This is a genomic window from Streptococcus sp. LYSM12 (genome assembly GCF_004569635.1).
Lineage (GTDB): Bacteria > Bacillota > Bacilli > Lactobacillales > Streptococcaceae > Streptococcus.
The window spans coordinates 1-15262 of sequence record NZ_SPOZ01000036.1; the positions used below are offsets into that span (position 1 = coordinate 1).

Sequence of the window (15262 nt, forward strand, 5' to 3'; positions counted from 1 at the left end):
TATGCTTGACGGTGACTATAGGAAAGGCTGGCACATTGCCATCGTTGATAAGACTGAAGACAATCTTGTCAGACTGTACCGTACCATTGTCAAACTTGCGGTAAGTAGTGCTGTGCGCAACACCGTCAAGTACAAAAAACTCAATGGTCGTTTCATCGTACCAGTCCGCAATTCCCTCTAGGTTTATATCACCTTTCGGGATAGCCATATAGTACCTATCAGGTTCATCTGGAAGCTCTAATCTCTGCTCGCTGTCCGTATGCAACAGTCCTGACACTTGCTCCCGCAACTTGTTGATGTTTTCAGTAGCGATAGTAGGGTAAGCTACCGTATCAACAAATTCTGGAGTTATTGCCCTTGTTGCCAGACTGACCTTAACCTTAATGATCTTAGCTCCGAACATGACATCTTGGAGATTGACGCCGATTTTGGGAGCATTGTTGGTCTGTATCTGCCTTTCATTACCGACAGTCCGCTCAATCCTTAAAATAGTTAAAAAGGGCGATAAATCAACGCCCTTGTATGAAAACCTAGACAATTATTTTATCCCCCTTAACATATCTTGTAGTTGTCGCTGCTCGTTTTGATACTCAGAAAGTGATTGGCCTGTCGCACGGGCAAACTCACGGCTATCGATTTCAAGAACCGTATCACGACTAACAAGATCCTTGATAGTGGCTAGCGCTTCTCTAATAACTCCCATCTGTTCGTCATCTTGTCTGCGGTAGGTAACCTCCACAGACCTAGAATGCCGCCCAACGTCAAAGCTATAAGCAAGATTACCAGCCATTAAATCGCCAACCTGAGTATTGAAGTCATCGATACCATCAAACATTGATGCCATCGCTCTGTCAACAAATTTCTGACTCTTATCAATACCAACTGCCACACCTTGACCAATGAAGACACCTACCCGATCACGGAATAGCCTCGCTGGCGAGTGAATTTGTGCCTTTGCTCGTGCCGCCCTCTCGGCTTGCGCTACTAAGGCATTAGCTGCCTCTGTAACTGCTCCAAGTGCTGAATACATACCTTGAGCCAATCCTTGGCCAATCATAGCCCCTACACCTTGCATGGCTCCAGCTCCAGCCATTGCTGTTGAACGGATTGCGTTTACCATGGCAGACATTGCAGCCGTAGCTGAGCCTATACCTGAACGGATACCGTTTGTCACGCCGTTAGATACTCCACGCCCTGCCTGTTGGCCAGCTTGCGTCATCTGACTAGCTGACTGCCTTACAACAGATACCATCTGTGTCATGCTTGAACGCATGGTAGACACGGCTTGTGTCATGGCAGAACGTACAGCAGAATTAAGCTGAGTCATTGCTGATGTTGCAGCACTTGAAATGCTGGCGAAGCCTGAGGCAACCATAGGAGCTGATGTAGCTAGTTGCATGATTGATGTCCGTGCCATCATTGCTGATGTGGTAATAGCTGTAAATCCAGCTGGTACTGTTCCAAGTATGTCACCAAGGACACCGATAACAGCAGATACTGCTGAAAACCCTGCTGACATTGCAGCAGCTCCAGCTTGTGCCATCATCATTGAGGCTGACAGTGCCGTTAATCGACCTTGCAAAGCAGAGATACTAGCAGTTGACTCTGCCAAGCCTGCAAAAGAGGTCACGACTGCACTTGCAAAAGACATCATAGCAGAGGCAGCTGTGGTCATTGCACTTGGTAAAGTTCCAACGCTTGAGCTCAGGGAACTAAAGGCAGCAGGTAAGGCTTGCATTGCCACACTTGCCACTTGTGCTGATGTTGCAATTAGTCTAAGTCCAGTTCCTGCTTGTTGCAATCCTGGTCCTGCTGATGCAATTCCCGAATTTGCAATAGCTGTCAAACCAGTAGCAACCGCCGCCAAGGTTCCGACTAAGTCCCCTAGTTTTAGATCAACTAGCATTTTGATACCTTGAGCCATCAACTTAACACCTTGACCTGAGTTTTTGGCCGCATTTCCCATACTTTCGAAAATACCCGCAATTCCGTCAAGGATATTACGAACAGACGAACCAAATCCCTCGATAACACCCTTAGCACTATCAAGGATATTACTGATTTGCTCGCCGAGTGTCTTAAAAAGATTGGTGATTGAATCGATAATTGGGCTGATTTGACTAATCAGATTATCAAAGGCACTCACAATCCCTTCAAGAACTGGAGCAACAGCTTGAACCATCGCAGTCAATTCTGGAATGAATGGAGCTAGAGCTTGCACGATTTGGACAATAGCTTGGCTGACGACCGTGACAATCGTTTCAAACATTGAAGTAATATTCGGAATAAATGGTGCTAAGGCTTCAACAATCGAAACAATAGCATTAGTAATCACTGTGACAACTTGGACAAATGTATCAGAAATAATTTGAACAATTGGAGTGATTGCTGTGATTATTTGGGTAACTCCTCCAGCAATAGCTGTCACTAAGCCAGAAACTGCTGTGATTATTGACGGTAACGCTGCAGCAATTATCGAAACAATGTTAGTCACAACCTCACCAAGTGCCGTCACGAATGGAGCAGCTGCAGCAAATGCCTGACCTACTGCCACAATTAGAGGTGACAGCATTGACAAGGCTGTTGCAATAGTGAGCATAACTGGTTGAAGTGTGATGAGCGTAGTTGCAAAGGCTTGGAGAACGCCTCCAACAAGATTAACTAAAATATCAGACAAGCCTTGTAAAAATGGAAGTACCATACCCTGAACAGCACTCAAGGCTATCAAGGCGGCGGTGACCGCTGCAATACCTAAAGCAAATGAAGCCACACCAACAGGATTTAACATGGAGATTGAGGAAGCAATACCACGGAAAGCTGTTGCAATCCCTGAGCCAATCCCCTTGAAAACTGCTGAAATAGACTTCCCAAGACCAGAAAAGACTCCTTTGACCGCTGAACCTGTCGACTTAGCAAGTCCAGTCAGTTTAGCGAATGGATTTGGAAGAGCTGGGAACTTGAATAGTTTTGAGAACTCAAAACCTTTCAACTTCTTCAAAGCCAAGATAGCAACACCGACACCGCCAATGAGCGGTCCGAATGCTCCAACATTTAATTTTTTCAGACTGTTCACAATACTATCAATAGCTGGTTGCGCCATGGTCTTCAGTTCATTAAATTTGTTCTTGACAGACTCAACAGCTGAATTGACCATGTTTCTGAATCTCTCAGAATGATTGTAAGCATAGATAAAGCCTGCCACAAGTGCCGCAATAGCAACAACTGCCAAACCAAAAGGATTGGACATGACTGCTCCAACTGTCTTGAAGACACTGCCAATACCGCTGACAGCTTTGATAATTCCACCAATTGCCAGCAATACCGGTCCAGATCCTACTGCAATAGCCAGAACCCACTTCTGCCACTCAGCCATCGGGAGATTATCCCAAATGTTCTTCAATACTCGCTTAATATTCTGGACAAATATCTCAACAGTCGATTTCAAGTTCTCCATCAAAGTCTTGACATCTGCGTCAGCAGCACCAAAACCTGCTACAAGGTTCTGCCCGGCAGCAACCATCGCCTGGAATGACCCTGACACGGTTTCACTTGCTTCCTTGGCAGTTGTTCCAGTAATTCCCAGCCTGTCCTGTGTGATCCCTATGGCCTCAATCAAGGTATGGAATGGAATATCTTTGACATTCTCAGCTGTTGCTTCAAATGCCCCATTTAATACCCCAGACTCATTGACCAAACGTGCCATTTCTGACTGTGTACCACCGTAACCAAGTTTCAAGTTGTCCAGCATGGTATAGTTGTCTTTGGCAAATCCTTGATAAGCGTTTTGAATATCGCCTATGGCAGTACCCATCTTGTTTGCGTTATCTGCCATTTGGACAATAGCCTTATCACCATAAGCAGCAGCCTTTGCAGTATCGCCACCCAATCCTTGCAAAAGAGTCGCCGAGAATGATGTTACCTGCTCCATGTATTTCACACCAGAAACACCCGCCCTTGTGTAGGCAGTTTCAGAGTTAGCAATCACTGAGGCTGCTGACTCTTTGAACAAAGTTTCAACACCACCGACAGCTTGTTCAAGGTCCGCATAGGACTTGATGATTGCAGTAACCCCTGCCGCTACTGGTGCAGTAATTCCAGCAGTTAAGGCACTACCTACACCCATAAAGGCATCTCCGATAGAGTTGAGTGAAGTTGTTGCACTCTTGAAGTTCTCCACCGACTCCATGGCTTGACGCATGCCAGCTGTAAATTGCGACGTACTAGCTTTCAGTATGACTTCTATCGTGTAACTTGACATCAGTATCCTCCTTTCTCGTTGTAGTTTTGCATACGTTTGGCAAGGGCAATTAGATTGCTATTGACCGGGGGAGCAAAGTTATCCCCAAGAACTGCATTCTTACGCTTCATTTCGTCATAGAAATCCTCGAACTCCTTATAGACATATTCCTTACCTTTTTTATCGGTTGCTTTGACAATGCGGTTCAAGTAGGCTTGCAGGTAGATTTCTCGCTCCCTTTCTAACCGCTTCATTATGTGTCCACGTTTCCTCAACCTGTACTCAACAAGTGTCATTCTTCCAGCCTGAGCATAATCTGAGATACCGAACAAACCAAAAATAGTAGCCAACATATCCTCATAGATTTCCTGAGAGTCACTGGCTACCGTTGTTTTTACTTGGCTTGTTTCTCTATTGCTTCCAACATTTTTGTGACTTTTAGCTTGGTCATTGGTGCATTCTTTAAGGCAGATAAAAAATCATCAAAAACCTTCTCAAGATTGTCCCCCTGCTCCTCAATCCATGTTTCAATGTCTGCAACGCTTGGGATTGATTTCAGTGTATGAGTTGCTGATAAGATAATATCTACGATGACAACTGGGTTGAAGTCCTGTAAGTAGATAACAGATGACTGAATACCCATTCCGAACTTGACTCCATTTCCAGAAACTTCATAGCGTTTGTCCATTTCACGAATAAAGTCAATTCCAAAATACAAGTCATATTTTTTGCCGTTAATTTCAATCTGTTTCATCTATTTGTTACTCCTTTTTTGTAATAAAAATAGGGGAACCTATCCCCTATTAGCCTGTGATTGCAGTAGTATCCGCAAATGCATATCGGATAGCTGCTTCTTGTTCGGCTGTCAAAGTAGCATAGCCCTCAACTGGCTTACCATCAATTGTCATCTCAGTAGAGATTGTTTCCAAATCTTCCACGTTAGACGGTACTTCCCAGCTTGAAAGCGATCCTTGGGCATACAATGCCGGGTATTTAGCACCTTGTTTTGTACCTGCAAGGTCAATTTCCCAAACTTCCAGCTTGAAACCTTGTTCAACGGATTGCTTGAGCATTTTGTTCAACTCGTCACGGTTAGCTACTGCTTCAATTGACAAGGTTACTTCAAGACCGCCGTCAGATGTAACCGCACCGTCTTTGGTCTTCTTAACATCATTGGAACGCTCGTAATTCCAAGAATGTTCTGTCTGTAGAGCCAGCTTTGCAGCCGCCTTTTTGTCCCCTAATTTGCGGAACATCAAAATTTTATCTTTACCATAATTTGCCATTTTGCTATTTCCTCCTAATGAAATTTGAATTTTAAGTCAAGAATGCCATGGTAGAGCAGTTCTTGAGTAGAGTTATCTTTGATGATTTCGGTTGGGCTGGTTAAATCCATTGACCACCTTGTGCTGTCAATCTGCCTAATTGTGGAAAACTCCCTCATGAGCTCGCCAATCCAGTCAGAAACCAGCTTCCTATCATCTGCCTTGCCCCAGACATCAACTTGAGCTGATACCGTACCCACTAAGTAGGATTTAGTCGGTTGAGGAACAATCTGAGTATAAGCAACCACCATGAAAGGATAGGGCGTGCCGTCTGGTGGCAAAAATGGATAGGCAGTAAGCCCCAGTTCGTTTGACCGCTTAATCAATTCATCATGAAGCTGTTGATCAGGTTGTTTACTTAACAATGCTGGCCCTCCTTAATTCCGCTATGAATTGTGGTTCAATTTCATCAAGAGCTGGCTTCATGAATGGCTGTGCTTCCATTTTCCGAGTACCTTTTTCGAGGTAGCCCGAGTACTCGGTTCCAGCTTCTACCTTGGCAGTAAAACCGCCGTCAGTAATTTCAAGGTTAATGTCTCCCTTGGTTGCTCCAGTAGAATATCCTTTAGTAAATATTGCTTTTCTCTTAGCTGTTTTCTGCAGTTTTCCGCCAAAATTCTTAACAATAGCCTTGTGTGCTTTATTGTTTGCGGCGGTCTGTAAAGCTCTAATCAATGGTTCATCGCCTCGGATCTCCAACTTAGCCATTTAGCGCCTCACTTACATAAAAAATCGTCCTACCGTTCCTGTGAATCGGTGTTTTGACAATAGTAAAAGGCCGACCTTCTAATTCGAGCGAGTCGACCTTTTCCCTATACTCTCTGACATGCACAACCAAGCTAGACTGATTCAATTTGCTTCCAAACGCATTCAACAATTCAACTCGCACAGGCGATATAAAACAGGGGATTTCAGCAACAATCTTTTTCTCCGAAACCATTCGTCCCAAGTCGCTATCGTAGTGCTTTTTTTCGTCTCTACAGAGCCGTACACGCTGATTGTACCTCATAGGATATAAATACCCCCTTTGCGCTCTTTAGTCTCTAAAAGGCTTAATTTGGAGCGTATCAAGTCGTCGTATGGTTCAAACTCTGACGCAGTGTCATCGTAAGTGACCGAATGCCCCTCAATCGATTCCGCCTTCGTTCCTTCTGACCCCCGGCGATTGAAACGTTTAATGGTGCAATCTTCGATAACGAACGAGAAAATATCCTCAATCGATTCAACTGAGTAAGCCAATTTAAAGTGATCTGTAGCCTTGCGAATCAGTAACAAAAGTAATTCATCTTGCAAGTTATCATTGATATCCAAGTCTATTTTTACGCTTTCAAGTACAGCATACTCGTCCAGTTTAGACATACGATACCCCCTATTTCAACAATTCCAGTAATTCCAGCTTCTTAGCTTTAGGATTATACTCAATGCCGAGTTCGTCCAATTTCGCCTTAAGTTCATCCAATTTCAAATTGCTAAAATCGTCTGATTTTTTATCGGACAAAAAACCAAGGGCAGTCAGTTCTTCTGTCCTGCCCCCATTATAGATTTGTCCAATGTAGTAGACCTCTTTAGTCTCTTTGTCTCGGAAAGTCTTGATTACATTTCCCATAGTCCGCCTCCTAGGCTTCTGGCACAGTTGAAAGCATGTATACTTCGTCCAAGCGTTCAAATGATGGCAAGGCAATCATAGAAACCTTAGTCTCAACATTAACTGGATCAGCATGCTTAATTGTTGTTACTGCAATACCAGTATCGACAATAGCAACTTTTGCAGAATCTGAGTTACCCCCAAGCAAGTCTGATTCTTCTGGAGTTGTACCAAACACAGTCTTGCCGAGTGCGCCGTTTGGAGCAAGTGTTACATGTCCATCTGGATAGAATTTCTTAGTCACGCCGTCATCATCTTTGTACGTCCCGTTTTCGACTGCAACTGCAAGACCGTACTCTGATTCAAGATAATCCTTCAATTCACGGTTTGTCACACCAGCACGGTCTGGGGCAGTTGGCTTGATTGCCAAAAGGGTTGATTTAGCAACCTTAATTTCTGCGAATGTCTTGGAATTAAGAATCATCACCTCGGCCTTGCCACCAGTTGCAGCTAGCGCATCTACAGCTTTGGAGATGTCCGCAAGAGGTGTCGCAGTTGCAGAATCTGACCAAGCAGTCGATACAACTCCTTTATTGGTATCAGCCACACCATAATCAATGTCACGAGCTACGCCGTTGGAAATGATACCGATTTTACCAGTTGCCAACACTTGGAAGCGCATTGCCTGCAAGCGAGCATGAGCGCCACTCAACAAACGAGCTTCATCATCAAAGATACCTTCGATAATTGTATCAATCAATGCCTGATTGCCAGTCTGCCCAATCAGATTGAGTTGCTGACGATCTGACTCTTTTACAACAATCCCTTCTTTGAAGTAAGGCATTTCTTCTTCGTTAAGAGTTACGTTCATACGCTCACGGAGTGTTGCTTCAGTATCAAATGCAGATGCACGAAGAACAACCGGAAGTCCAGCTGAGCCTTTAATAAAAGCAAGTTTCAAGCCAAGCTGTTTCTTAGCTGGAAAGGCACGCTCTCCCAGAGTTGCCTCTACATTGGCTTTAGAGGTATTCCAATAACCTGCCAAATTAGGGGCAGTTACAACGTCATAAATTAAAGCCATCTATTAAGCTCCTTTCACAAATTGGATATGAGGGAGTTTCCCTTTGATTGCGTCTGATACAGTTCCGCCGTTTACTTTATCAGCACGCAATGTGCCACGGTAAACCAAGGAAGCTACTGCATCACCATCTGTTACATCTGCATCATAGAGAAGGACTCCATCTGGTGCAGTTGCATTCGCTTTCGCCTTCTTGCTACGGTCATCAAATACAGATGCACCATCACCAGCCAAGAGAGTACCGGCTTTTAGGATTTTTCGACCGTTTTCAGTCACTGCGCCCGTAGTTTCTTTGTCAATCGTCACGGAAATCGCCTCATAGGTCATGTTGTGCAAGATTTCAGCGACCCCAAAAAGTGTTTTTTCTGCCATATTGGCCTCCTTATACTAATTTTTCGCTAGTGTTCTTGTTTTTAGCAAGCCTAGCTCCATAATTGGTTTGTTTTGACACCTCAGAACCTACTCCTGGAGTGTCTTGTCGAATGGTCTTCTTGATTTCCTCAGATACTGCTACGTTAAACGCTGAAATAAAGCCCGTCACAGCTTGTTTTGTCTCCTCGGCATCTAGTGTAACCAATCGACCTAAAAGCTCATCAGAAAGCGTGATATTCGAGTCCAAAAGCATGCCACGAGCGATATTCTTCATCTCATTAAGAGTCTTTTCATCCTTCAACGATTGCAACTCAGCGAGAAGTTTATCGTGTTCATAGTCGGCTTTTTCCTTCTCATTCATCTTCGCTAACTTATCAGCTTCATCTTGTTCTGCCTTGAATTTCTTCTCAGCGTCTTTGTGAGCTTTAGCAACTGCACGACTCACATTCTGTTTAATCATTTCAGTCACTTCCGCTTGTGTATATGTCTTTTCTGCTGTAGCTTCCGTTTTCACCTCTTCTTGAGTGTCGACTTCCTCTTGAGATACTTCTTCGACTACACCGTTTTCGACTAAATCTGCCATACAGGCACCTCCTTGTTTTGAGTCCTGTCGGACTGTAAAATCTTGCACAGTTTAAGGCCTTAAGCATGTTTTGGGCAAATAAAAACCGTATGGATTTTCACACGGTATAAAGTAGTCTTTCCTACCAGTCAAGATGAGTGACCACCTCCTTACTTGCGACTAAACCAAGAATTTTTAGAAACCTTATCAGCCACTTTTTTCTCAAGGTAATTAAATCTTGAGTTAGTAGCCTGCGCATTGCGTTCTATAACGGAACGTAGTTCAGTGATTTCCTTCGCTTGTTCAGAAATCTTGTCATTTTGTTCTGCCACTGCGGACATAAGCAAAAGCTCACGAGCCAGACATTCTGCGAGTTTGATTTCAAGCCAGCGTTTCTTTTTGATACATTTGTTCATAATCTTCTCCTTTTTCTTGCAAAATTAGCTGTTTTGATGTATAATTTAATCAAAACTGAGGAGGTCGAGCACCCATTGGAGCGCGGTTTCCTCAGTTTTTTTGTATGGGTTGAACAATAGCAACGACCTCACTACCTCTTTTGAGGACTGCGATTTCTAAGCCACGTCGTCCCGAACGGTACACATCATCTAACTGTCTCAACAAGTCCTCATCACTTAGAGGGCTTTTTGTTGCATCAAATATGATATTAGGCGCTTGTACTTTTGCTTTTCTAGAGTTATTGTCAATGACATATTTTCCAGAGCCAGAAAAACCTTTCAAATCAAAAGGGACACCCGCCATCAAATAATCAGGGGTATTTACATTCTCAGGATTATTAACCCTCGGTAAGATGTCAACGTGCATTCCCGTCTTACTAGAGAACCAACTTGCCACCCTATGCTCATAATTTGAGTGGTCAGATACAACATTGTGACCGTCCACCACATAGGTCTTTCCGTCCTTTGTGACCTGATTGCTAATATCAATGTCTGGCAAGTGATTTTTACCATCAATTAGCTTATTTGTAATATTGGCCATATGTGGATAGCGTGAGTTCCACGACTCCTGTATCAACCGTTCATACTCATCGTTTTCTGAATAATGAGCAGCAGTAGAACAACGGCAATGTGGATGCATGGGTGCAGCATTTTTACCCGATTGCATGTCTTTCACTTTGAAAATTTTACCATCTAACGGTTTGCACAAGTCACAAGCGCTAGGCTCGGCAATATATTCATATTCAGCGTAATCATTGTCGATGTACGACTGTCTTTGTGCTTCTGTAGCCACCCTAGCCCCCTCTGTGATAGCCAGCCGTCTAGCCTCATAACTTGTCACATCAAACTCTCTACGAAGCCTGGAAACAAGCGCAGTAGGATTCTTGCCACGTAGTAAGTATTCCTCTGTTAATTCTGCCGTCACAGAACGCAATTCAGTCTGGCGCTTCCAGATATTATCTGACCAATTCGCGCCGTAAAAGTTAGCATTAATCGTAGTCTCGGCTAATTGTTTCAATCGATTAGGGCTTGGTACTGATTTACCTAATAATCCAGCTTGGAATTTAAGTTCTTTGACATATTCAGCGTTTAGAAAACGACTGGTCAGTCGATGCTCTCCCTCCGTTAAGGCAACTAATTCCAGATCCATTTGATACTGTAACAATTCCAAACGGTTGACTTTCATCTTGAGATTGTAGAGAGCTAGTTCCGAATTAGCCTTGGCTGAAAAATCCTTCTCAGCAACATACTTCTTCGCCTTTTCTTCAAAAGCCTTAACATCCATTTCCGAAACACGTTTCTTGACCTCTGTTAACGATATATTGTTCTTCTCGCCGTATCTGTCTGTAAAGGCTCTGATTTCCTTTTCAAGGGCATCAAAATGATAAGCATATAATCGTTTCATCTCGTCCGCTAAAGTCGCATCACGCTCGATTTTAGCCCTCTGTTCGGCTTCGATACGTTTTCGCCAGTAATCACTCGCCATCAGCAATCACTTCCTTCACTAAGTCGCTATCACTCAGGCGCTCATTCATCGCAATGATGCGAGACATGCGACTAGCACCTTGTTCTTCTTCGGATAGCTTCTTAAGTTCAGCTTTTGGATCTTCCACAATATCTGTAATCTGCATAGCGGTCTCTTTTGACACTTCTCCACCAAGAGCTTGGAAGGCCTCTATCTTCTCTTGCAAGGATTTAGGTAGGTTAGGAGTAAACGTTATTTTCAGTTTAGCCACGTTAAAGTCTTTTATTTTTTTGAGGATTGTTGACACTGTTGCAATCAATCTGTATCTACGTTTGAGCGATCGTTCAAAAAGTGCTTGCATGTCTACGCGCTCCTGGTCAAGACCAAACACCTTCCACTTCATTGCCTCGCCAGACTGTACACCGGCAAAACTCTCGTCTGTCATGTCGGGTGTGTTAGTAAATTTATGAATATCGTTTACCACACGTTTTTTATACGCCTCTGTTCCGTTGACATCATATTGCTTGTATAGATACTTAGCACCAATATTGCCTTCTTTTCCTTCGTTATCAGTCGGAGGTTCAAGATTCATCATGCGAGCTTTTCGCATCTTCCCCATGAATGCAATTTGTTTTTCAACTGTATCGACATAGTCGGGAAATGAGATGCGCCCAAAGACTGCCAAGATAGCATCTGACAAGTCCTTCATATAGTTAGCTGTATCAGATTGAGCGCTATCGTAAAGGTCAATCAAAGATAGCTCCGTCTCATAGTCGCCCATACCGTTTCCTGTATTTAAATATTCTGTGATGGGCACTAAGCCGAACGCATGAGGTTTGCTATCAATCTCTTTCAACTCGCCATCATATTCAAACGTCACGATTTTATCGCTCGTATAGAGTTCGATTATTTTTTTATTTTCATCAAACTGCGACTTTTGATAATAACGCACACCAGCTATACTATGATTCTCCAGAGTCATGTCAAAAATAACAAAAGTTCCTAGCGGGTCTAACTTGACCGCCCGTGTAGTGTCATCCTTAGCACGATATACCAAGTCGTAAGCCCTGCCGACCTTCGACAAATCAAGCACAAGCCCCCTGTTGAGTTGGTGGAAGTCATTCAGTTTGGACAGTTCTTTCAAGGCTTCATTTGTTGTCTCATCTTCCTCGTAATCAACACGAATAGGGTTTCCGACCAGGTAGCCTTGCTTAAAGCTAGCAATGGCCTTACCAAAATTATGAACAGCTCTGGAATCTGCCATATCTTCTTCCCTGCGTCTGCCAACCTTGCTAACTTCGTGATTATTACCCTCTGCATAATCGTATAGCTCTTGAATGCGTGGTCTCTGGATTGTCTCGTGATGCTCAATATAGCCACGTAGCAATGAGTAGTGGTCAGCCTCAAGGTCTTCTAACTTCTCTACACGATAGCGCAAACGAGCTTCGCGGTGAAAGCGGAACTCAAGCTGCTTGCTTTTGCCTGTACTGTCGCTAAAAGTTTCAATATAGCTCATATTTCTCCTTTCCTATAAACCAAAACCAGCTCGTAACACATCGAACTGGTTGCCTTTTGGTTTGTTGTTCTGAATATAGTGAGAGTAGATTGCATATCGCAAACTATCTAACACATCATCATTTTGTTTCTCAGGTTCACCAGTTTTCTCGTTCCAAACATACTGATAAATCTCATCTTTGAACTTATTGACCTTATCTGATACAACAAAAAAGCGACCCTGTTTCATCAACATAGCCACTTGTTCAACGCCGCTCAAACGAGCCTTTTGCCCATTGAAACACTTGATTTTTTCACGCCTAAAACGGGCAACATGTTCAGGACGGGCAGAATCAGCATAAAAATAGATATTCCCATAACGTGATTTGATGTCCTTAGCAATCTCTACCCAGTAATCAATTTCTTGGTACTGTGCCGAATGTTCTTCCAAGAGATAGACCTGACCATCTGCGGTCTGCCCACAAACTACAATAACACCATGGTGCTCATATCCCCAGTCAACGCCAGCGTAATACGTCGTGATTTCGTCCATTGGAACGTCGCTACTTGATACATACATCTCTTCCTTGAAATCACGATAGACTGCTCCCTCGCCGCTGACCCAACGGCCGTAGATACCCCGTTCAGTAAACATCCCGCTCGGAGTAGTAGCAATCTGATTCTCGATATAACGCTGATTAAGAAAAGTATTGTCGAACATCGTGAAATGATTGGCAATGATACTTTTACCGTCTGCTTTGTCAATGTAATCTTTCTTCAACCAATGATTCGGATGGTCTGGGTTGGTATCGCAAATGATACGTGCACCATAACCTGAACAACGTTTCCGGATTTCGTCAAAAACCTCCTTATTGGCCAATGTCGCCTCATTGATATAAGCACCGTAAGAAGTCATACCACGAATGGAGCGAAGTCCTGCGATAGACCCAGTAAAGGTCGTTACGACATAGACACCAAACAGCATAAAATTACCATGCTTGTCAAACTTGAAATCAATGCCATATTTATCAGATAACTCCCGTAGAATATTCGTCTGCAAAGTTCCAGCGCTTGTTGCACCGAGAATATACATTGGAGTATCCACGTCATCATGCTTTGCATTCTCTTTCGCTCTGCGAAGTTCCAGCAGAAACAAATCATTGTCAAGTTGCGTCTTACCAGCACGAACAGCACCGTGGTTAATCATCATGTACCAATCTTCACGTAATGCACGCTTTAAAATGCTGATTTGCTTATCATGATACAACCTATCAATCCCCATTCAGTGCATCCTCCAATTCTTTGAAATAGTTATCTAATGCAGTTTCTGTACGAGCAGTAGCTTCACCTTCGGACAACATTTTAGCCAAACTGTCTGCTGATTTCTGACGCTCTTTCAAGCGTGCAGGTATTTCGATAACTTCTTGCATTCCGTCGCCTGTCATGATTAAATCCGTGTCATTGACCTCTCCACGCATGACAGCCGTGTGAAACTGCTTTATTTCTATAGCTGAGGCGATAGACAACTCCGCGCTACGTTTATCAAAGTTTTCCTTTAATATTTTGATGACTTCCTGGACGTGAAAAAAGTTAGGTTTTGTTAGGAGTTGACTAGATGTCACTTTAGCGGTTCTATCCGAATACCCCACTTGTCTAGCTGCTTCTGTAGCATTTTTAAAGCCGCTGGCTACATAAGCCAAAACGAACTGCCTTTGCTTCTCTCTCGATGACGGCCAATCAGACATCAGCTTAATTGCATCATCTGTCAGCTCGTCTACAATTTGTTGATGTCTATCAATGACCACCACCTCCAACCCAAAAAAGCCACACGGGTGTGTGACTAAATTTCCGACTTTAACTACCAATTAAAATCTTCCAACGGGAACAGCAGGACTCGAACCTGCCCTCTTTAGCCTCTTGAGTAACTCTCCATAACAGGCAGGGCTTACTGCCTTACCCTTATTTCTTGATGATACTATTCTAACACCGACGAAAACGAATAATCTATGCAAAAACTTTTGATTTCTTGACAAAAACTTTTAAAAACTCTAATTTTGAACCAACAAACATCCATTTCTGTACTGTTCCGCAAACGATAGCAGTGCATCATTTAGCTCGATATAGAAACTAGCCTCAGACAAATACAGGTCGTTGTAGATTTCAAAATCATATCGCTTGCCTGCGTAGAGATACTTCTCGTACAGTATACGTCTGTGCGTTGGATTGAGTAGATTGTTGATTGCATACTCAATAGCTTCAAGTTCTGACTCTGCATCCACTCGATTGATAGCCAGACGCTCTACTGGCTTGCTTGGCGAACCATGTGACCGCCTCGGCTCAAAAGAGTACGTCGCAGTGACTTTTTGACCGTCAACATCGCCTGCAATTCTGCGCCAGCGTGGATATTCTCTTAGCTTTCTCTTAACATTTCTAATTGTCTGTTTTTCATCGATTTCTGGAAAAAAAGTCATCTGCTCATACCTTTCTATGATATAATATATTCATCAGTTATTATTCACAGTCAGTACGAGCAGTGCTGGCTTTTTTGTTAGCTATTTTCCGGTGTCTGTAATCACATCACCAGAGGTCTGCACTTCAACCCAGCCGTGCTTCATACGAGCTTCCGCTTCTTTCATACGGATTAAGTTATCCGTAATTGATTCAGATAGTTTCTTATTTGCATCAGCTT

19 protein-coding genes are annotated in these 15262 nt (G+C 43.3%); all 19 read right to left on the reverse strand.

Annotated elements, in window-relative coordinates; translation table 11 throughout:
- A partial coding sequence (locus tag E4T79_RS09845) for a distal tail protein Dit (RefSeq protein WP_194183824.1) occupies window positions 1-538 on the reverse strand: 538 nt, incomplete at its 3' end.
- Window positions 539-4258, reverse strand: a complete 3720-nt coding sequence (locus E4T79_RS09850) for a tail tape measure protein (protein WP_135029875.1) — start codon at window positions 4256-4258, stop codon at window positions 539-541.
- On the reverse strand, window positions 4258-4590 hold the full coding sequence (locus tag E4T79_RS09855; RefSeq protein WP_228063845.1) for a hypothetical protein: 333 nt from the start codon (window positions 4588-4590) through the stop codon (window positions 4258-4260). Before E4T79_RS09855 ends, E4T79_RS09850 begins: the two co-directional genes overlap by 1 nt.
- Window positions 4591-4631: 41 nt before the next feature.
- Window positions 4632-4991 carry a tail assembly chaperone gene (locus E4T79_RS09860; protein WP_076996061.1) on the reverse strand — a complete coding sequence of 120 codons (360 nt, stop codon included), beginning with the start codon at window positions 4989-4991 and terminating at the stop codon, window positions 4632-4634.
- 49 nt (window positions 4992-5040) lie between these two features.
- Window positions 5041-5523, reverse strand: a complete 483-nt coding sequence (locus E4T79_RS09865) for a phage major tail protein, TP901-1 family (RefSeq protein WP_076996062.1) — start codon at window positions 5521-5523, stop codon at window positions 5041-5043.
- 14 nt (window positions 5524-5537) lie between these two features.
- On the reverse strand, window positions 5538-5927 hold the full coding sequence (locus tag E4T79_RS09870; protein ID WP_076996063.1) for a hypothetical protein: 390 nt from the start codon (window positions 5925-5927) through the stop codon (window positions 5538-5540).
- A complete protein-coding gene (locus E4T79_RS09875; protein WP_076996064.1) occupies window positions 5917-6270 on the reverse strand; it encodes an HK97-gp10 family putative phage morphogenesis protein in 354 nt (117 codons plus the stop codon). The genes E4T79_RS09870 and E4T79_RS09875 overlap by 11 nt, the downstream gene beginning before the upstream one ends.
- Entirely contained in the window at window positions 6263-6571 is a 309-nt protein-coding gene (locus tag E4T79_RS09880) for a hypothetical protein (protein ID WP_076996065.1), read from the reverse strand. Before E4T79_RS09880 ends, E4T79_RS09875 begins: the two co-directional genes overlap by 8 nt.
- On the reverse strand, window positions 6568-6921 hold the full coding sequence (locus E4T79_RS09885) for a phage head-tail connector protein (RefSeq protein ID WP_076996066.1): 354 nt from the start codon (window positions 6919-6921) through the stop codon (window positions 6568-6570). Before E4T79_RS09885 ends, E4T79_RS09880 begins: the two co-directional genes overlap by 4 nt.
- Before the next feature lie 10 nt (window positions 6922-6931).
- Window positions 6932-7168, reverse strand: coding sequence for a HeH/LEM domain-containing protein (locus E4T79_RS09890; protein ID WP_076996067.1), 237 nt, complete (start codon window positions 7166-7168; stop codon window positions 6932-6934).
- 10 nt (window positions 7169-7178) lie between these two features.
- Complete coding sequence (locus E4T79_RS09895) at window positions 7179-8228, reverse strand: major capsid protein (RefSeq protein WP_076996068.1); 1050 nt, start codon at window positions 8226-8228, stop codon at window positions 7179-7181.
- Window positions 8229-8231: 3 nt separating this feature from the next.
- The gene (locus tag E4T79_RS09900) at window positions 8232-8597 is read right to left on the reverse strand and encodes a hypothetical protein (RefSeq protein ID WP_076996069.1); all 366 of its coding nucleotides are present in this window, start codon (window positions 8595-8597) and stop codon (window positions 8232-8234) included.
- 10 nt (window positions 8598-8607) lie between these two features.
- Window positions 8608-9180 (reverse strand): DUF4355 domain-containing protein, encoded by a 573-nt coding sequence (locus E4T79_RS09905; RefSeq protein ID WP_135029878.1) that lies wholly within the window; start codon window positions 9178-9180, stop codon window positions 8608-8610.
- A 149-nt stretch (window positions 9181-9329) separates the two neighbouring features.
- Window positions 9330-9575, reverse strand: a complete 246-nt coding sequence (locus tag E4T79_RS09910) for a hypothetical protein (protein WP_135029880.1) — start codon at window positions 9573-9575, stop codon at window positions 9330-9332.
- Window positions 9576-9666: 91 nt separating this feature from the next.
- A complete protein-coding gene (locus E4T79_RS09915) occupies window positions 9667-11100 on the reverse strand; it encodes a minor capsid protein (protein ID WP_076996072.1) in 1434 nt (477 codons plus the stop codon).
- The gene (locus E4T79_RS09920) at window positions 11090-12595 is read right to left on the reverse strand and encodes a phage portal protein (protein WP_135029882.1); all 1506 of its coding nucleotides are present in this window, start codon (window positions 12593-12595) and stop codon (window positions 11090-11092) included. The genes E4T79_RS09915 and E4T79_RS09920 overlap by 11 nt, the downstream gene beginning before the upstream one ends.
- 12 nt (window positions 12596-12607) lie before the next feature.
- Window positions 12608-13855 carry a PBSX family phage terminase large subunit gene (locus E4T79_RS09925; protein ID WP_076996074.1) on the reverse strand — a complete coding sequence of 416 codons (1248 nt, stop codon included), beginning with the start codon at window positions 13853-13855 and terminating at the stop codon, window positions 12608-12610.
- Window positions 13845-14438, reverse strand: a complete 594-nt coding sequence (locus E4T79_RS09930) for a terminase small subunit (RefSeq protein WP_228062196.1) — start codon at window positions 14436-14438, stop codon at window positions 13845-13847. Before E4T79_RS09930 ends, E4T79_RS09925 begins: the two co-directional genes overlap by 11 nt.
- A gap of 183 nt (window positions 14439-14621) precedes the next feature.
- A complete protein-coding gene (locus tag E4T79_RS09935; RefSeq protein ID WP_076996075.1) occupies window positions 14622-15044 on the reverse strand; it encodes an ArpU family phage packaging/lysis transcriptional regulator in 423 nt (140 codons plus the stop codon).
- Window positions 15045-15262: the final 218 nt, after the last annotated feature.